The organism is Rouxiella aceris (genome assembly GCF_012933545.1).
GTDB lineage: Bacteria > Pseudomonadota > Gammaproteobacteria > Enterobacterales > Enterobacteriaceae > Rouxiella > Rouxiella aceris.
Map to the genome: position 1 here is coordinate 111,351 of NZ_JAADJU010000003.1, position 18,739 is coordinate 130,089.

General features: G+C 51.4%; 13 protein-coding genes and 1 pseudogene. 7 read left to right on the plus strand and 7 right to left on the minus strand.

Annotated elements, in window-relative coordinates; all coding sequences use genetic code 11:
- The first annotated feature begins 313 nt into the window (after positions 1 to 313).
- The 7 genes from GW590_RS06545 (at position 314) to GW590_RS06575 (ending at position 8,190) form a co-directional block, all read left to right on the plus strand.
- Complete coding sequence (locus tag GW590_RS06545) at positions 314 to 2,101, plus strand: methyl-accepting chemotaxis protein (protein WP_169402227.1); 1,788 nt, start codon at positions 314 to 316, stop codon at positions 2,099 to 2,101.
- 796 nt (positions 2,102 to 2,897) lie between these two features.
- A complete protein-coding gene (locus GW590_RS06550; protein ID WP_169402228.1) occupies positions 2,898 to 4,139 on the plus strand; it encodes an urea ABC transporter substrate-binding protein in 1,242 nt (413 codons plus the stop codon).
- Positions 4,140 to 4,150: 11 nt separating this feature from the next.
- Positions 4,151 to 5,020, plus strand: coding sequence for a branched-chain amino acid ABC transporter permease (locus tag GW590_RS06555; protein WP_169402229.1), 870 nt, complete (start codon positions 4,151 to 4,153; stop codon positions 5,018 to 5,020).
- Positions 5,020 to 6,051: a branched-chain amino acid ABC transporter permease gene (locus GW590_RS06560; RefSeq protein ID WP_169402230.1), complete on the plus strand. Its 1,032-nt coding sequence runs from the start codon at positions 5,020 to 5,022 to the stop codon at positions 6,049 to 6,051. The genes GW590_RS06555 and GW590_RS06560 overlap by 1 nt, the downstream gene beginning before the upstream one ends.
- Positions 6,048 to 6,785, plus strand: a complete 738-nt coding sequence (locus GW590_RS06565; protein WP_211186673.1) for an ATP-binding cassette domain-containing protein — start codon at positions 6,048 to 6,050, stop codon at positions 6,783 to 6,785. The genes GW590_RS06560 and GW590_RS06565 overlap by 4 nt, the downstream gene beginning before the upstream one ends.
- Positions 6,772 to 7,476, plus strand: a complete 705-nt coding sequence (locus tag GW590_RS06570; protein ID WP_169402231.1) for an ABC transporter ATP-binding protein — start codon at positions 6,772 to 6,774, stop codon at positions 7,474 to 7,476. Before GW590_RS06565 ends, GW590_RS06570 begins: the two co-directional genes overlap by 14 nt.
- 117 nt (positions 7,477 to 7,593) lie before the next feature.
- Positions 7,594 to 8,190, plus strand: a complete 597-nt coding sequence (locus GW590_RS06575) for an ANTAR domain-containing response regulator (protein ID WP_169402232.1) — start codon at positions 7,594 to 7,596, stop codon at positions 8,188 to 8,190.
- A gap of 3 nt (positions 8,191 to 8,193) precedes the next feature.
- Here GW590_RS06575 and GW590_RS06580 read toward each other — a convergent pair whose 3' ends face one another.
- From GW590_RS06580 to GW590_RS06615, 7 genes and pseudogenes are all read right to left on the minus strand, one after another.
- Positions 8,194 to 9,135 (minus strand): AraC family transcriptional regulator, encoded by a 942-nt coding sequence (locus tag GW590_RS06580; protein WP_169402233.1) that lies wholly within the window; start codon positions 9,133 to 9,135, stop codon positions 8,194 to 8,196.
- A 127-nt stretch (positions 9,136 to 9,262) separates the two neighbouring features.
- Positions 9,263 to 10,657 carry an amidase gene (locus GW590_RS06585; protein ID WP_169402234.1) on the minus strand — a complete coding sequence of 465 codons (1,395 nt, stop codon included), beginning with the start codon at positions 10,655 to 10,657 and terminating at the stop codon, positions 9,263 to 9,265.
- A 251-nt stretch (positions 10,658 to 10,908) separates the two neighbouring features.
- Entirely contained in the window at positions 10,909 to 12,240 is a 1,332-nt protein-coding gene (locus tag GW590_RS06590; protein WP_169402235.1) for a putative bifunctional diguanylate cyclase/phosphodiesterase, read from the minus strand.
- Positions 12,241 to 12,798: 558 nt separating this feature from the next.
- The gene (locus GW590_RS06595; RefSeq protein ID WP_169402236.1) at positions 12,799 to 13,644 is read right to left on the minus strand and encodes a mannose/fructose/sorbose PTS transporter subunit IID; all 846 of its coding nucleotides are present in this window, start codon (positions 13,642 to 13,644) and stop codon (positions 12,799 to 12,801) included.
- 14 nt (positions 13,645 to 13,658) lie between these two features.
- On the minus strand, positions 13,659 to 14,465 hold the full coding sequence (locus tag GW590_RS06600; RefSeq protein ID WP_169402237.1) for a PTS mannose/fructose/sorbose transporter subunit IIC: 807 nt from the start codon (positions 14,463 to 14,465) through the stop codon (positions 13,659 to 13,661).
- Between the two features lie 11 nt (positions 14,466 to 14,476).
- Positions 14,477 to 15,381 (minus strand): annotated as a pseudogene (locus tag GW590_RS24510) (mannose/fructose/sorbose PTS transporter subunit IIB).
- A gap of 399 nt (positions 15,382 to 15,780) precedes the next feature.
- Entirely contained in the window at positions 15,781 to 18,654 is a 2,874-nt protein-coding gene (locus GW590_RS06615) for a sigma-54-dependent transcriptional regulator (protein ID WP_169402240.1), read from the minus strand.
- Between the last annotated feature and the right edge of the window lie 85 nt (positions 18,655 to 18,739).

Genomic DNA, 18,739 nt, shown 5'->3' on the forward strand with positions numbered 1-18,739 from the left:
CGAGCCGCGAGTAAGGGTGAAAATAATTTCATAGAGAAGAAATATATTTCAGTGACAGGTATAGGAGAAAAGATCGAGAAAGGGCAAAAAAATGTTCAAACAATGTTATCTAAATGTGATCAGGAGCAGTGGTTGACCCAATAGTGTGATTGTCTTCTCAAATTATGAGATTTTGCGGGTGACAGTAAACAGACACTTACGCCGCAACCCTTGAGATATCTGGGTTTTTTTATCGTTTTTTTTGTGACGGATCTCAAGTTTTATTAGCTACTGCCGTTAATTAAAGGTACTGGATCCTTGTTTGGAAACGCTCATGTTCAAGACTATTCGTTCGCGCATTATGGTGGCTTGCATCGCAATTGTTATGTGTGCATTAGCTATCAATACTTTTCTGAGTTATACAGTTGCCAATAATTATAATAGCCAAGCGACGGACAGCACGCTGAATGCACTAACGGCCAGCCATTCGCAGGGGATCAGCGATTGGGTCAGCCAAAAAACCGAGATGATTGCGTCGTTGCAGGCTGTGGCGCTGACCGATGATCCTATCCCGGTAATGAAGCTGATCGCCACTGCAGGCGATTTCACCAACGTTTATGTCGGTTATGCCAATAAAACCGCGAAATTCTCCGATCCGACCGGGGTTCCTGCCGATTATAACCCCACCGGTCGTCCGTGGTATAAGCAGGCAGAAAGCGCCGGGCATGCCGTGGTTACCCCGCCTTATATTGACGCCGGTACCGGCAAGCTGGTGGTGACTTTTGCCGTGCCGATTATGGAACAAGGCACTCTGAAAGGCATTGTTGCGGGTGACGTGTCAATGACCAGCGTGATCAACAACGTCAATACTATCCATCCGACGCCAGCCAGTTTCGGTATGTTGGTAGACAGCACCGGGACCATTATTGCGCATCCCGATGCGGCGCTGACCTTAAAACCTTTTGCCTCAATGGCTCATGAGTTGGATCTGCCGGCGTTATTGGCGGCCAAAGATGTGGTCGATATTCAGCTTAACGGTGCAGAAAAACGGCTGCGCGCTATGCCGGTCAAGGGCACCAACTGGTTTACACTGGTTATCCAGGATCAGAAAGAATCAACGGCAGGGATGCGCTCTTTGCTGACCTCGTCACTGATTACCCTGATTGTGATTGTGCTGGTTTCTGCCGGGATCATCGGTTTAATCATCAGTAAATCCTTTAAGCGCCTTTCGGTGGTTCGCGATACTTTGAATGCCATCAGCTCCGGCGAAGGGGATCTCAGTCAGCGCTTGCCGTCTGACGGCCATGATGAAGTCACCGAGATTGCGCATGCTTTCAATGTCTTTGTCGATAAGCTTAGCCGAGTGATGGTCGAGATCCGCAGCACCAGCGAATCGGTAAAAGTTGCCGCCGATGAGATTGCCGCCGGTAACAATGATCTGGCAGGACGTACAGAATCTGCCGCTGCCAACTTGCAACAGACGGCAGCTTCTCTGGAGCAGATCACCGCCACGGTTTCGCAATCCGCCAGTTCTGCCAAGCAGGCCAGTGTTACGGCGAGAACCGCTTCTGACGCAGCGACTCGCGGTGATGAAGTGGTGACCAAGGTGATCAACACCATGGACAGCATTGAAACGGCTTCCTCGAAGATTGGTGATATTACCAGCGTTATCGACGGCATTGCCTTCCAGACCAATATCCTGGCGCTTAACGCCGCCGTTGAAGCTGCGCGTGCCGGAGAACAAGGCCGTGGGTTTGCGGTGGTCGCCAGCGAAGTGCGCAGTCTGGCGCAGCGCAGTGCCCAGGCAGCGAAAGAGATCAAAGTGTTGATCGACTCTACCGTCACCAGCGTGGCCTCAGGTTCTGCCCAGGTACGACTGGCCAGTGATAGCATGAGTGAGATTGTCAGCAATGTTGCCAACGTCAGCAGTGTAATGCTGGAAATCACCCATGCTGCCGAAGAGCAGATGCTGAGTATCAATGAGATCCATATCGCCATTACCCAGCTTGACGGTATGGTGCAGCAGAACGCTGCTATGGTCCAGGAGTCAACCAGTGCTGCTACGGCGTTGCAGGAACAGGCGACCGGGCTGGCAGTGTCGGTTGGCCATTTCAGAACCTGATCTGCGCTTGGTCTGAGTTAAGTAAAAAATCCACGCCCGCGTGGATTTTTTACTGCTGACAAAGTCCGTTATTAGGGAGAGTGCACCGTTGGGGTCGTAGCGGGCTTGCCCGCCGGAGCGCCCCTAGGTGTGCTATGCCCGGGTATCTCGATCATCAACACGACTTTGTCATCAAACTCAAATCCACGCTCCGGCGTGGATTTTTTTTGGCAGATTTACCCATGGATAATCACCTGTGCACTGGGAGCCATATTATATTAATGCAGCCTGTAAGGGGGATATTAACGGCTAAATTGAATTGCATTAAATTATTGCCACGGCCTTATATTATTATATTGAATAATACGCCATGGCATAATATATAAAATCCATTTTGCTTATAGCAAATAAACTAAAGCTATTCTGTGTTGAAAAGGACAATCACTGTGTTGAATGAGACAGCAGGTAATTAGGCGTAACAAAAAGAATTATACTGCGATGCACTGTTGCGGTGCTTTATTGCCATGAAAAAGTGCAGGGCGGTTAAATATATGGGCTGTGAGTAATGCGTGTTTATTGCCGACTTGTCAGTCGAGGTTTTTTTTAGCACGCAGCAGCGGTGTTTATCATCGCTAATGGTTATCCGCAAAAATTGGCCTGGTTATTGCTTTACTATTTTTATTGCCCCAACGACGTGGCAAATACCCAATCGGAAACTCAGACAATGAAGTCTGAAGCGTATCCATTCAGCTGTGACACACCGGTTTCCCGGAAGCCTCTTTCCCATTATGTTTAACCACACATCCTTGAGGTTACTATGGCTATTAGTCGTCGTTCATTTATTAATAACTCTCTGTTATCTGCACTCGGCCTGGCAGCAGGCGGCATACCTCGGCTGGGGTTTTCGGCCGACAGTAAAGAACCTATCAAGGTGGCGTCTATTCTCGACCTATCCGGTGGCCTGGATATTTATGGCAAACCGATGTCGGATGCCATCAATCTTGCCGCTGATGAAATCAATGCGGCGGGCGGCTTATTAGGTCGCCCGGTACAAATGATTAATTACGATGCGCAATCAAATATGCAATTGTACGCGCAATATGCACAACAGGCAGCGCTCAAAGATAAAGTCGCGGTGGTGCACGGCGGGATCACTTCCGCATCCCGTGAGGTTATTCGTCCGGTGCTCGATCGTTTTCGTACCCTCTATTTTTATCCTACGCAATATGAAGGCGGCGTTTGTGACCGTAATTATTTCTCATCAGGTTCGACTCCGGCACAAACGGTGGAAAAAATGGTGCCCTATGCAATGAAAAAATGGGGTAAAAAAGTTTATATCCTGGCGGCAGATTATAACTATGGGCAAATCGTCTCGGCCTGGGTGAAAAAATATGTGCAGGATAACGGGGGCGAGGTGATGGATATTCAATTCTTCCCGCTGGACGTTACCGATTTCGGTGCCGCCATTTCCAAAGTTCAGGCTGCGAAACCCGATATCGTCTGGTCCGCGCTGGTGGGCGGGGCGCACCTCTCTTTCTACCGTCAGTGGCATGCGTCGGGTATGACCGGAAAAATCCCCATCGCCTCAACGGTATTTGGCAGCGGCAATGAACATATTATTCTGTCACCGGAAGAGAGCAATGGCATTTTGGTGTGTGCCAACTATATGCAGGAGATCCCGACGGCAGACAATACCGCATTTGTGAGCAAATTTAGACAGAAGTACGGCAGCAATGCGCCTTATATTCACGATCTGGCAATGGGGGCCTATCAGGGAATGTTGCTGTGGGCCGAAGGGGTAAGAAAAGCCGGAGATATTGACCGCATAAAAGTGACCAGCGCCTTGGAAAGCGGTATTTCGGTGACGTCGCCCAGCGGTAAAGTCACCATGGATCCCTTGACCCATCACTGCATTCTTGATGTACATATCGCCGAAGTTCACAACCATGGCATGAATATTCTCGAGACCTATTCGCAACAGGCCCCGGCAGATACCGCCATGGTGTGTAACCTGCAAAAAAATCCGCGTGATAACAAACAGTACCAAATTGCACTTTAATGGGAGTCACTATGGATTTGTTGATTATCTATGCCATTGAGGTGCTGAACGCTATCGCCGTGCTGATTGTTATGAGTCTCGGCCTGGCGGTGGTGTTTGGCATGATGAAAATCGTCAATATGGCTCACGGTGAATTTATGATGCTCGGTGGCTATAGTGCCATTCTGGCCACCAATCATCTGGGGATCCCCATCTGGATAGCCATGCTGGTGGTCGCGCCGCTGGTGGTCGGTCTGTTTGGTATCGTGATTGAAAGGGTGATTATTCGCCATCTGTACGGGCGAATGATCGATACCATGCTGGCGACCTGGGGGCTGAGCCTGGCGCTGATTGGTGCGGCAACGATGATCTTCGGCAATACCACTCTCGGCATCAGTTCGCCACTGTCCAGCGTAGCCGTCGGCCGTTTTAGTACCAGTGGCTACTCGCTGTTTATGATTGCTTTTTCTCTCTGTTTGCTCGTCGCGCTGTGGCTGCTGTTGCGCTTTACCACTCTGGGGCTGTGCGCGCGAGCCACCATGCAGAATGCCCGCATGGCGGCGGCGCTCGGTACTAACCCCGGTCAAATCTACAGTCTGACATTTGGTCTGGGCGCCGCACTGTCGGGATTGGGCGGGGCGTTGCTGGCGCCGATCACCGGTGTCATCCCCACGGTTGGCGTGAGCTTTATCGCCAAGGCTTTTATTACCGTGATTGGCGGCGGCAGCGCCATTATCGCCGGTACGTTATCGGCTTCCACCCTGTTTGGCGTCATCTCGCAGTTGGTGACCTATGCTTCTACCCCGGTTTTTGGTGCTGTTGCCCTGTTACTGACCGCCATTGTGCTGCTGCGTTTACTGCCGCAAGGGATCACTGGCCGATTCTTCAGGAGATCGCTGTAATGACGCGCTTTTCCAATCAATATCAGCCTGTGCTGCTGGCTATTGTGGTGCTGTTGGTTGCCGGCTATCTCTCTGCCAGTCTGGAGCTTTATACCCTGTTGTCGCTGACGGTATTTCTGGTGATGGGTATCCTGGCGCTAAGCCTGGCGTTTATCTGGGGCTACGGCGGTATTCTCTGCTTTGGTCAGGCGGCATTCTTCGGTTTAGGGGCCTATAGCTACGCCATTGGCGTAATTAACTGGGGGGATTCCACCTGGGCAGTGGTCGCCGCCATAGCGATCCCGACACTGTTCGCGCTGTTGCTGGGCTATGTAATTTTTTATGGCGGGGTAAGCGATGTCTATCTCGGAGCCATTACTTTGGCCGTCAGCCTGGTGCTGTTTAACTGGATCAACTCCACCTCCGGCAGTGAATATCACCTCGGTCAGGCTTTGCTGGGCGGTTTTAACGGTATCCCCTCGGTTCCCACGCTCAATATGCCCTTTGCCGTTGACGATATTCTCTCGCCGCAGGCGCTATTTATGGTCACCGTCGCTGGCCTGGTGCTCTGTTATCTGCTGCTGAAATTCACCCTGTTAAGTCGTTTTGGTAAAACGGTGGTGGCGATCCGTGAGAATGAACAGCGTGCCGGGCTGTTGGGCTATAACGTCCCGGCGCATAAATTGGCGACCTTTGCCATCGGTGCGGCCATTGCCGGACTGGCGGGCTGCCTGTATGCCAACTGGGGGGCATTTGTCAGTCCTGGCGTCTTTAGTCTCAGCCAGTCGGCGCAGATTATTATCTGGGTAATTGTCGGCGGTCGCGGCACCCTGATTGGCCCGGTGCTCAGCTGCATTGCGCTGCAATGGCTAGTCACCCGTCTTGGTGCCCAGCAAAGCGTCGATACCAATCTGGTGCTGGGGATTATTCTGGCCATTTTTGTGTTGCTGATCCCCGGTGGCATTTTGCCCACCCTGCAACGGTTGTTTACCCGCAAAGGCAAATCCCCCCAGGTTATTAACCCTGCTGCTATCGATAAGGTGAAATCATGAATGGCTCTTTGCTATTACAGACCCAAAAGATTGGTGTCAGTTTTGGTGGCGTTCACGCGGTAAAAGAAGTGGATTTTAGCCTGTTTGAGGGGGAGCTGCGTTGTCTGATCGGTCCCAATGGGGCCGGGAAGAGCACGTTTTTCAAAATGCTCAGTGGCCAGGTTTCGCCCACCCGTGGCCAGTGTCTCTATCGCGGCAAGGTGATTTCCGGCATGCGTCCGTGGGAGATCGCCCGCCTGGGGATCGGTATCAAAACTCAGGTGCCCAGCGTATTTGAGGGGTTAAGCGTCTGGGACAATCTGTGGCAGGCGGCGGCCATCCGTCTGGAGAAGCGGGCGATCGCCGCGGCCATTGACGAGGTATTGCAGGATATCGGTCTGACAGCGGTCAAGAATGCCATTCTCTCCGAGCTGGCCCATGGTCAGCGGCAATGGGTTGAGCTGGGCATGATCCTGATTTCACGTCCGCAGTTGGTCTTGCTGGATGAGCCTGCCGCCGGGATGACCCATCACGAAGTGAGAAAAACCGCAGAACTGATTAAGGCCATCAATCAGCAAAGCACCGTGGTAGTGGTGGAACATGATATGGAGTTTATCAGCATGATTGCGCAACAGGTGACGGTGTTTAATCAGGGCGCGGTGCTGGCGGAGGGGACCTTTGCCGAGGTCACCGCGCAGCAGTCGGTGAAAGATGCCTATCTTGGCAATATGGAGATTAAACATGCTGCAAATTAACCAGTTAGTCTCTGGCTATAACAAAATTCCGGTACTCAATCTGGCGGAAATGTTTGTCGGTGCCAAATCCTTTACCGGCGTGCTCGGTCGCAATGGTATGGGTAAAACCACCTTGTTACGCGCCATTATGGGCGAGCTGCCCGCCTGGCAAGGGCAGATCTCCCTCAACGGTATTGATATCAGCCGTTATCAGGCCTATCAACGGGCCAGCGCCGGTATTGGCTATGTGCCGCAGGGAAGACAGATATTCCCGCTGCTCACCGTTGAGGAGAATTTGCGCATGGGCTGCGTCAAACATTTTTCCCGTTCACAGCCGATTATCGAACATATGCTGGAGATTTTCCCACGGCTTAAACGGCTGTTGGCCCAGCCTGGCGGCGCGCTTTCCGGTGGCGAGCAGCAGTTGCTGGCGCTGGCGCGCTGTTTGTGCGGCGAACCGCAGTTGGTGTTGCTGGATGAACCTACCGAGGGCATTCAACCCAATATCTGCGAGGAGATTATCGAGACGCTGCAAAAACTGCGCCACGAGATGGATATCTCGATCATTCTGGTCGAGCAGGACATTGAGTTTCTCTATAGCCTGGCTGATCGTATCCATGTGATAGAAAAGGGGCAGATCACCCAGGTGATCGATCCCCTTACCACCAGCAGCGCCGCTATTGCCGAGCAGTATCTGGGATTTCATGCTTGAGGCCCGTGGTCTGAGACTGTCCACTTTGACACAGTCTCAGGCAATCACAACAAAGCACCGCCAGCAGCCGTTGCCTTACAGTAGGGTTTCGTTAACCGACTTAACCGGGGGCAGAATATGGCCGAGACATCTTTACTGGCGACCTTGCATGGACTCAAGGTGTCTATTATCCATCCCGACCGCCGGAGTGCCAGCGCCCTGGCGGCGTCGCTGACCGAGCTGGGCTGTCAGACCTGTTACTGTTGGCCGCTACCGGTCACCGCACCCACTGAGGTGGATTTGCTGTTGCTGGCAATTGAACCCCATAGCCATCACCAGTTGCTACGGCTGGTGACCAGCCTGCACGATCGCGGTGTGCCGGTGATTGCCCTGGCGGATTATCAGCACAGTGCATTATTTCCGCTGTTGATGACCCTAAAACCCGCCGCCATTCTCGATAAGGTTATCAATCCTTTCGCCCTTATTGTGCAGATTATCGGTACCCTTGGCTGGGTACGGCAGTGTGCGGCACTGCGCAAAGCGTGCCAGCCATTACCCGAGGAACCCAAAACCAGACTGACGCAGGCAAAAGGCATCCTGATGCGCGAGCAGGGGATGGATGAAAATAGCGCTTATCGTCTTTTGCGCCGTGCGGCGATGGATGCACGCTGCAGCCTGGATCATACCGCCGAACGTGTTATCGCTGGCAGAAGCTATCCGGGACGTAAGACTTGAGCGTTACATCATCCGTCGTTCGGCTTTCAACAGGCTGCTTGGCGAGCAGCCAAAGGCTTTGCGAAAGGCGAGGCTAAAGTGCGACATATCGCTAAAACCATGGTCGAGGGCCACCTGAGTAATATTTCTCGCCTGACCGCTAACCAGCACCTTGCGGCAGGCCAGCAGACGCTCTTGCCACACCACATTCATTGGTGTGGTGTTATGGGCGGCAAATAACCGACTTAGCGTGCGCGGGGAAACGTGATGGGCATTGGCCAGGGTGGCAATCGACAGTTGAGGATCGTCAAGATGCTGACGCAGATAGTCGAGGATCCGCCGGTAGAGATCGGGCTTCAGTTCGTCATTACTCTTTTGCAAATTGATACTGACGGCAATAATGCTAAACAGCGTATTGGCAAACTGCTCGGTGAGAAAGGGTTTTTCCTGCTCAGTATTATAGAGATAGGCTTCCGCCACCATTTGCTTAAGCGAGGTGATGCCGGGGCGGGTTAGATCAAAACATTTTCCCGCCAGCGCAGAGATGGCGGGGGCTTGTTTTTCCATTATTCCTCGTGGCAGATGGATAATATTAATGGCCATCTTTTCCATCGCAAAATCAAAGGGATTGGCGGCATCGTAGATCACCACATCGCCGCCGGTCACCGTTGAACAGTGGCCGTTTTGCGATAAGGTGCCGGTTCCCGAGCCAACCAACCCAAGATAATAATCGTGGTTGGGATGGTGACGAATGCAATCCGTGGTCCGTTGCCACAACAGAGAGGTTTGCGAGCTATGAGTGGCGATATGCACATCGCCCAGCGAGCCGTAGCTAAAGCTTCCGGAGAAGTCATCGTTATAGGTTTGCCGCGCCTGCGCTTTGATTAGCCGCGAGCAGACCGCCTCGCGCCAGGCATCAAAACGGTGACGGTTATCCAAGCTATCCGTGGTGAAATTTTCTTTCATGCCAACGCCCCTTATCATCACTCAGACATTGCTGCTGCATGATTTTAAATGCAATTTTCAGGCCATTAGCGGCAGGGTGCTGCGGGCTTCTGCCGCCAGTGTTATCCATCAGTTGGCGGCAGGGAGCTTATAAATCAGGGTGTTGCTTATGCCAGTCGGTGGCCTGTTGCCAGGCCCAGCCGCCCTGAATGGCGCGCACTTCATCAAAATGCGCGGCAACCAGTTGAAAACCAATAGGCGCACCGGAACGGCTTTGGCCGCAAGGCAGGGTAATGGTCGGGTGACCACTCATATCGAATGCACTGGTATAGCGCAGCACGCCATCAAAAAGAGCTTTGTCAGTGCCAAAGCGACTCATGGTTTCCCAGGTCAAGCCACAGTAGGCGGTGGCCGGTGACAAAATCAGATCCACCTCGGTAAACAGTGCGCTGATATTACCGCGCAGGGCGGCGCGTTTTAGCCATAAACGTTGATAGTCCAGTGCCGACACCTGATGGCCCAAATCCAGCAATCCTGCCAGTCCCGGGCCGTAGTGTGCTTTCTGTGCCGGATAGGTCTCTTCGTGGGCCAGTGCGGTTTCAACAGCGCAAAGTGCGCTCCAGTCGGCGGCGGCTTCATCGGTGTCGGGCATGGTGATCTCTACAATTTCTGCCCCCAGGTCGGCGAGGGTGACGATCGCCCGTTGCAGTGCTGCACGAGTCTCTTCATCCACTTTGTCCAGTGCCCAGCCGGCATCGACACCAATCCGCAGCTTATGGATGCCGCGGGTCATTAATGCCAGGCAATCCGGCACCGGCTCACTGCTGGAAGTCGGGTCTTTGGCATCGCGACCGGCAATGGCCTGCAATATGGCGGCGGCATCGGCTACCGAGCGGGCCATCGGGCCGATATGATCCAGTGAGGCAGCAAGTTCACAGGCACCGTGACGGGTAACTCGCCCCCAGGTTGGTTTGATCCCGGTTACGCCGTTGGCATTGCTCGGAAAACGAATAGAGCCGCCGGTATCGGTGCCGATCGCGCCGTAGCAAAGCCCCGCGGCGGTGGCCACCCCCGAGCCGCTGGAGGAGACGCCGGTCCACAGATCTGCGCCCCAGGGATTATCCGGTCGGGTCAGTTGCGGATGATGGTCGGCAAAAGCACTTTCCGTTTGCGCCAGTTTGCCAAGGATCACCGCCCCGGCCTGTTTAAAACGTTCAACTATCGTTGAATCTTCGGCGGGCAAACGGCCCTGGTGGATGGCCATACCGTGAGTGGTGGGGGCATCTTTGGTCCAGATTAAATCCTTCAGCGCAATGGGCACACCGTGCAGTGGACCGCGTATCACGCCCTCGGCGATCTCGGCATCGGCCTGTGCCGCTGCAATCAGTGCGTTTTCGCCCATCACAAAGAAAAAACTGTGCAACCGGGGTTCAAGGGCGGCGATGCGATTGAGCAGATATTGGGTGACGTCGACGGAGGAGATCTCTTGTGACTGGATCAGTCGGCCAATCTCGAGCAGGCTTTTATAGTGCAAGTTTTGCATGGTGGCGTTTCCTGTTGGCAGTGAAGATCGCGCGCGGCGGACCGCGAAAGAGTTTGCTATCTCCAAACTAAAACAGCCAATAGCTCAGGGCTTTGTTGAAATGGACAATCTCTGTGTCTGAAATGCCAGTGTGCCGGTGAGGTAGAGTCACCAGCATACAGGGCTGCTATTTGCAGGGCAGTTAGCAAGCAATGGGGCAAAAAATAGTGTTAGCGCCGAGAGTCGCAAATAATACTTTTGCCGCGTTTGAGCTATTCACTTGCTGCCTTATTTTCACAGATAAAGCGCTGAAGGTTTGCTGCACTGAGTGGACGAGAAAAAAGGAATCCCTGAAATAGCGTGCAGCCAAAACGTTGCATAATTGACCATTGCTCTGCTGTTTCAATGCCTTCGGCAAGCACCTCCAGGCTTAGCTCCGCGCCCATCTGAGCAATTATCCTGGCTATTACCGCCCCTTTTTTGCTTTCACTTGCTGCTGACACAAAACTGCGATCAATTTTAATCTGTTCTAGCGGCAGACGCCGAAGATAACTGAGAGAAGAGAACCCGGTACCGAAATCATCCAGAGAAAATTTGAATCCGGCTTGCGCCAGATCTTTCATTCGGGCAACGATGGTATCAGGATCAGAGGCGAAGACGCTTTCAGTCAGCTCTAACTTGACCAGGGAAGCAGGGATGCCGGCATTTTTTGCATTTTTAATCAGTTCATCAATGAAATTATGCTGCATAAGGTGGTCAACGGTAATATTGATAGACAGGGAAAGATGGCGAGTCAGGACATTTTCCTGCCAGAGTGCAAGCTCTCGGAAGGCGCTTGCTATCACCCATTCACCAATTGCCGGCATCAGGCCGGCATCCTGAGCTTCCGAGATGAATTCAGAGGGGGGCAGCATACCCTTGCTGGGATGCTGCCAGCGCAGAAGGGCTTCAGCACCAATAATGCCACCCGTGCGATCAACCAAAGGCTGGAATACAAGCACAAATTCATCGTTGTACAATGCACGCTGTATTGACCTTGCTTTCGCCGTCATACGGGACAAATCAGCGTGCATGGCGGCAATAGCGCCGCATAAGATGGTGGTTGCCAGAACCGGATTCACCCAGATACTAAAAGACCGAAAGCGGCGTGGCATTTCATTGACAAAAGAAAGTGTCACTGCGTTATTACAAAAAATGATAAATGCTATAAGGCTGAAAACAATAATAATAATCTGCATCGTGGATCTATTACTCTGGAAGTTCATGTATCCAACAAGAGCGATCACCAGCAAATAGAGGTGTGTGGTCCTCTGCACCATTGCTTCTGGCACATCGTAGAAGAGACAAAAAATAATCACAAAGATCACACAAAATACTTGTGAAAGCATGAGTCCTGCAGAAAAGTAGCCACCAGCAGCAAGTCGCCAGCAGGGCACTACAGCGATGCCTAAAATAAGTAATGACAGGACGAGATCCCACTCATGCAGCACGACAAATACCATTAACCAGCCCAGACTGACCACCAGTCCGGTGACTGCAATGACTCTACAGAGGAAAATAAGATGTTTTCCGCTTGGTGTTGCTATGGCGTGTCGGCTCGGCATTCTGCGTATGACTCCTGTTTTTGTCATTATCCTGGCTACCGTACCTGATGTTTATCTTCCTCGGCGGTATCTTAGGTGATGAGGGAAGATGAGGTCGGCGAAAAATAGGGTTTGCTGCACTCGCGAGTAGTCCCTCTCATTTCTGGTATGTTTTAAACACCAATGTCGCCATCCGTTGGCCGATTTCCGCTAATATCGCATTCAATATCTTTGGCAGCATTAAATTTTTATTTTTTTAAAGGGTCTTTATTACCCTTAAATTGTTACAACAGGGTGATTGATAGCAATCCAGTGTTGTGGCAGAGATAGCGCTGATTTCATTACCCACCACGTCGGGGCCTATTGCTTGCCAGAGCGGTAGGAGGGTCAACTGTGGTAGGCAATGCAAGCTGTTTATTGGCCAGTATCAGGCCAAGAGGATAGTGGTGCGATGGTTATGCGGGGAGGGGAGATTAAGGTCAGGGGGGCGTCTGTTATCTTGCAGATGAAGGCAACCCGTTAAGCCTGTTCAAACAGAAAAGGGGAAAACAGTCACCTGTTTTCCCCCCTTAGGATTATTTACGCCAGGAAACCGGCCCAATAACCAAAGATACCGATAACAAATATCACCATAATCATCAGCAGCGCATTGACTTTTTTACGCAGCAGTTTGGCGACAAACAGCGTCAGCAGCAGCGGTAACATGCCCGGTAATAGCTGATTTAATATACCCTGTACGGTAGTCACGACCACCTGGCCATCGGCACCGGTAATACGCGAAACCACAATAGGTACATTAATAGTGGTCCATTTACAGACCAGCGCCCCCATAATAAATAGCCCAAGGATTGAGGCGGATTCAGTCAGTTTCTGAATACGATTGCCGCCGAGATCGGCCAATATTTCACGTCCTTTCTCGTAGCCATATTTCAGACCAAAATATTTTACCGGCAAGCGGATGGCGTTAAATGCCAGAAAGAAAAACAGCGGACCGAGGATACTGCCATTAAGTGCCAGTGAGGCCCCTAACGCCGCCAGTACCGGGCGAATAGTACCCCAGAAAATCGGGTCGCCGACGCCGGCAAAAGGTCCCATCAAGCCGACTTTTACGCCGCTGATACTGCTGCCATCAATATTGGCACCATTGGCTTTTTCTTCTTCCATCGCCCCGGTAACCCCTAAAATAGGCGCGCTGCAAAAAGGTTGGGTATTAAACCATTCCAGGTGGCGTTTCAGCGCTTCATTACGTTCTGCGCCTGGGCCATATAAACGTTTAATGGCCGGGATCATAATGAAACAGTAGCCCATTGCCTGTACACGTTCGAAGTTAAATGAACCCAACAGGAAATTTGAGCGAATGAACATATTAAAAATATCGCCTTTGGTAAGCTTTTTTTCATTCGAGCTAACGGATTGCGTAGTCATCAGATTATCCTTCATTATGCGTCCAAGTCATCTTCGTCATTTACTGCAACCTGGCTGTGAGCACCAGCAGGGGCGGCAACGGCGGCTTTCGGTTGGTATTTCGGATTAAGTTGCATATACAACAAGGCACCCACTAACCCCATACCGCCGAGACCTACCAGGTTAAAGCTGGTAAATGCCGCCATCAGGAAACCGGCAAAGAAGAACGGCATCAGATATTTAACGCTCATCATATTGATAACCATCGCATACCCCACCACCACAATAATGCCACCGCCGATTTGCAGGCCATGGGTTACCACGGAAGGAATACCGTTTAACATTACCTGCACGGAATCGACGCTCATCATCACGACGACAAAGGTCGGGATCATCACGCGCAGCGCCTGGAAGCACAGGGCGGTAATATGCATTATCTCAATGCCCCGCATATTGCCCGCTTCCGCGTAAGCGTCGGCGCGGTGGATCAAAAACACCGTAGTCGTGCGCACAAAAATGGTCAGTGCCTGTCCGGCGGCGGCTAACGCCACGGCAATGGCAATACCTTCCCCTACGCCCTGATGGGTATTAATCACCAGAATGGTCGAGATCACCGAGGCAATAGCGGTATCAGGGGCCATGGCCAGACCGACGTTCATCCAGCCCAGCGCCATCATTTCCAGAGTACCGCCGAGAATGACACCGGTGGTAATATCACCCAGCACCCAACCTACCAGGCTACAGGCCACCAGCGGACGGTGAGTCTGGCCTTCATCAAGCACACTGCCCATGCCGGTAATGGCGGCAATCAGCAGTAATAATACAATTTGCAACGTAGTCATAATGTCCTCGGTTATTTCAGCTTAGTCATAAAATCGACCGCAGAATCTGAAGGTAACTGGCGCAATTCCTGCCGGATACCCAATGCCTGTAATGCCTTGAACGCCGCGATATCATCTGCCGTGACGCTGACGGACTTGGTCACCTGCTCGCGATCGTTTTCAAAGCGCATGCCGCCGACGTTGACGCTGTCAATCTTGACCCCGCCTTCAATCAGTCGCAGTACATCACGCGGTTTTTCAAACAGTAAAAAGGCACTGACGCCTTCGTAGCGTGGGCTGTGGTAGGCCTTGATCATTTTTTCTACCGACACCACATTGGCGGTCATGCTTGAAGGGGCAACGGAAATCAGCAGTGATTTACGTAACTCATCTGCGGCTACGGCATCCGAGACCACAATCAGGCGCTCAGCGGGGTACTCTTTAACCCAACGCGTGACGACCTGGCCATGAATAAAACGGTCGTCAATGCGAGCTAATAAAATGTTCATTAAAGTTCCTCTTCGGCATTATTATTTTTTAAACTTTGCTTGAGTGACTTAACGCCTTCTCTTGCCATATCTTTCGAAATTTCAATCAGCTGATCGAAATCCTCCGTACCCTCCCGCTCCAAAAACACATTAACCAGCATCGGAACATTGACCCCCGTGACCACGTCCCAGTTTTCTTTTTTTATCGCCAGCAAACTTGCGGCATTGAATGGACTGCCCGCATAGATATCGACCAAAAACATCAGGCCATCGCGCAGATCCATTTGCTGGACGGCCTGTTCAAATTTTGTTACCAGGCTATCGACGTTCTCGCCGGGAAAAAAAGAGATGGCACAGACATTCTCCTGATGGCCGACAATCATCTGGGTGGTATCTAAAAGAGGTTGTGCCGCTGCACCGTGAGTCGCAATGATGATTGCTGTATTCATCGCCGTAGATTCCTTTTCTAATATTTTTGGTTGTAGACCTGATTAATGTTGGGATGATTTTTTCGCCACTGATCAACAGGTATTGCTATTGCTAATAACAGAGCAAGGGCTGTGCCAATTTACTGTATTAAAAATGGTGTAAGGCTGGAGGGCTTGTGAAATGCGGGATGGTGGCCGAAAATTATTTTTTAGAAATATTCAGTGTATTATGTATTGATACACTGCTGCGGATGGATTGAAATGCGCAAGACGGAGTGTATTAATTTATTATCATTAATACACTCCGGGTGGCTGAAGCTATTTGTTGATTATTTGTTCGTGCGGAAGTGAGGTATTAAGTGATGGCGATCACGTTAAAATAAAATAATCGACAACGGATAATTAATTATGAGATTAATATCACAATAATTCATCCTGAGGTTCAATAGAGCGCATTGATAATTCCTTGACCATTTCCAAAATGCAGCTCAGTTCATCGTCATCCAGGGTAATTGCCAGCTTTTTCTGGAAAGAGTGGGCAATACGCTGATAAACACCCAGCTTAAGTTGATCGGCGTCGCTTAATGTCCCGCTATAGGTCAGACCGTTATGTTGCACCATACGCTCAAGGGCGGTGCCAATATGCACACAGAGACTGACCTTCATGCCGTTATCAAAGGGATGTCCCTCAACACTTTCCAGCTCACTGATAAATTCCAGCACCAGATCGACCACTTTTTTCGGGTTCAGGTAGGTCAGAAACTCGTTCATACTCTCTTCGCTGATCTTGCGCACCATGGCATGGGGACGTACCAGCGGCTGATACAAATGATTGCCCTGTACCAGTAAAGTAAACTGCGCTTCACCATCGCTGGAGAACAGCGCTTCCAGTGGCAGAAAGGGCACGTCGATTTTAGGGTCGGCAATCCCCAGCGACATAATAAAATCATAGCGTTTAAGCAGGCTTTCGCGTTGGTTATCCACTTCGCCCAGTGGCATGGCAATCACATTGACATCGCTGCGTCCCATACTCTGCAGCATGCCATCGACAAAGACTTTCAGTTTTTCGGCGGTGCCCTGTCCGGTGGAGCAAACGCTGAGAATCGCTTTTATCTTTTGGCATAGTTGCGAGGTGTCTTGCTGTTGGGTGGTTTTCTGGTAGCTGCCATAGCCTTTAAAATCACACAGCGAAAAGTAAATATCGTCCAGCTCCATGCCCATCACCGCCGACTTTCTTACCGCCTCAATCACCGTCGGTGTGGATACCATGGTCAAGGTGCGTACCGGAATACCGGTCTCCTGCATAATGATATCGCCAAACCCCAGCAGCGACCCCATATCCACCAGCAGCAGTACCCCTTTGCCGCGATCCAGTTCTTTAATACGTTGACGCATCTGGTCGAGAACCAGTTTCGGACTGAGATCCAGCGGCATATCAATACTGTCGATATTGCCTTCGCCCAGCAGTTTATGCGCCACATTGGCCATCGAGCTGGCGGTGCTGCTACCGTGCATCGCCACCAGCACCGCCACCCGTTCCTCTTGCTGGGTTTTCAGCAGGGAGCCAATCAGCAGGGTCAGATAGATCACTTCCATATCCGGCACGTTAATGGCAAATTTCTCTTCAATCTGCTGCTTAAGCGCCAGCGCCACGCTATGTTCACGGGCGCGGCCCTCGAGGGCGTCATCGATATTGGCATAGGAAAGCGGATGGTGGTTTTTGATCCGTTCCAGAAAGGCGGTCAAATGCAAACTGAACGCCAGTAAAAAACGCTCGGTCAGCCGTTGATTCAGCTCCCGCTCGGTGAGTTCTTTCATTTGCTGGGCAAAGCGCAGAATGTCCTCATTGACCAGTTTGAGAATGTTTTCCTGTAACTTGTTGCTGTTTTGAAATTTCAGGTAAAAGCTGTTGAGATGAATATTAATATCCAGGGTGATAAAGCGGATGATCTCTTGCTGGGAAAGGCCGCGTTCCTGCATAAAGGCCACTTTGCCTTCAATAATGCTGTAGAGGTTAAAAGAGGGTTCGTACTGATCGGCCTCTTGCAGCGCAGGAGAGATATCTTCCGGACGCACCAGCAGAAAAGGTTCCAGGCGGTCGGTAATTTGCTGCATCACATCGCGGCGGCCGCTGAGATGGAAAAATCCATCTTTAATCTCGCCCGGTAAATCACGAAAAGTAATATCAATAATATCCTGATGCAGACAATGCAAAAAGCCGTTGGCGCAGACCAGCTGCACATTGGATTTCATCTGCCCGATATTGCCAAAAGCCGTATTGCCCATCAGCGCTTTCATTGCTTCGGCATCAATCTTAATCGGCTTTTGAATGCGGTGGGCTTCTTTATTCAATAAGAACTTCAGTAGCTCGATTTTTTCCTGGGTGGTGCGCTCTTCAAAGGAGGGAAGGTTGATAATAATCGGGATACGGCGCACAAAGGTTTTAAGCAGCGACGATTCTGGATCTTCGGTAGTGGCACCGGTCAAGAGTACGTTAGCGGTCTGCTTGCGCTCGGTCTCCCCCAGGCGGCTGTAAGTACCGGTATCCATAAAATAAAATATCATCTCTTGCCCTTCCGGCGGCAAGCGATGGATCTCATCAAGGAACAACATCCCGCCATTGGCTTTTTGCAATAGCCCGCTTTTATCGCTATCCGCGCCGGTAAAGGCCCCTTTTACATAGCCAAAGATATGCGCCATCAGTAACTGCGGGTTCATGGCGTAATCTGCGCAGTTAAAAATAATAAAGGGTGTCTGTTCGGCAAAACGACCGGCAAAGCGAGCGTAATTAAACATCACCGAGGCGAACATACTTTTACCGACCCCGGTCTGTCCGGTGATCAGCGTATGTAACCCGGAAGGGGGATAGAGTACCGCCGCCTTGGCTTGCTCGACCTGATTTTTCAGGCTGCCATCGGCGCCAATCAGGCTGTGAAAGGGATTATTGACCGCGCCGGTTGCAGCGGGCGTCGGGCTTGCCGCAATGGGTTGTAGGTTTTGCGGGGCCAGTGCAGTAAGCACCTCGAGACTATCGTACTCCACCCGTGACAGGCTAACGCCGAGCCAGTGTTCGACACTGGCTTTTGGCAAATAGCCGACCGGTCGTCCTTTAACCTTGATGATCCGCTCGGCGCGCAGCAGGTTGTTTAACTCGAAGCTGACGTTATTGCGTAAAATGGCTAACTCTTCGGCGATCTCCTGGGTTGTGAATCCGCCTCTCTGGCAAACCGATCCCCACGCCATCTGGCCGCTACGCTCAAACATCCATGCATAAATTTTGTCGATCCGCTTCATCTGATGACCTGCTGTGGTTTGCCATATTCGGTTTGCCCGCACACCTTGAGCTCACCGTGGTCCCGGGGGACAGTGCAAACAGCAT

Bases quoted from the DNA above. Each gene is read 5' to 3' on its own strand.
- GW590_RS06545 (WP_169402227.1), top strand. From the start codon at position 314: ATGTTCAAGACTATTCGTTCGCGCATTATGGTGGCTTGCATCGCAATT.
- GW590_RS06550 (WP_169402228.1), top strand. From the start codon at position 2,898: ATGGCTATTAGTCGTCGTTCATTTATTAATAACTCTCTGTTATCTGCA.
- GW590_RS06555 (WP_169402229.1), top strand. From the start codon at position 4,151: ATGGATTTGTTGATTATCTATGCCATTGAGGTGCTGAACGCTATCGCC.
- GW590_RS06560 (WP_169402230.1), top strand. From the start codon at position 5,020: ATGACGCGCTTTTCCAATCAATATCAGCCTGTGCTGCTGGCTATTGTG.
- GW590_RS06565 (WP_211186673.1), top strand. From the start codon at position 6,048: ATGAATGGCTCTTTGCTATTACAGACCCAAAAGATTGGTGTCAGTTTT.
- GW590_RS06570 (WP_169402231.1), top strand. From the start codon at position 6,772: ATGCTGCAAATTAACCAGTTAGTCTCTGGCTATAACAAAATTCCGGTA.
- GW590_RS06575 (WP_169402232.1), top strand. From the start codon at position 7,594: ATGGCCGAGACATCTTTACTGGCGACCTTGCATGGACTCAAGGTGTCT.
- GW590_RS06580 (WP_169402233.1), bottom strand. From the start codon at position 9,135: ATGAAAGAAAATTTCACCACGGATAGCTTGGATAACCGTCACCGTTTT.
- GW590_RS06585 (WP_169402234.1), bottom strand. From the start codon at position 10,657: ATGCAAAACTTGCACTATAAAAGCCTGCTCGAGATTGGCCGACTGATC.
- GW590_RS06590 (WP_169402235.1), bottom strand. From the start codon at position 12,240: ATGCCGAGCCGACACGCCATAGCAACACCAAGCGGAAAACATCTTATT.
- GW590_RS06595 (WP_169402236.1), bottom strand. From the start codon at position 13,644: ATGACTACGCAATCCGTTAGCTCGAATGAAAAAAAGCTTACCAAAGGC.
- GW590_RS06600 (WP_169402237.1), bottom strand. From the start codon at position 14,465: ATGACTACGTTGCAAATTGTATTATTACTGCTGATTGCCGCCATTACC.
- GW590_RS06615 (WP_169402240.1), bottom strand. From the start codon at position 18,654: ATGAAGCGGATCGACAAAATTTATGCATGGATGTTTGAGCGTAGCGGC.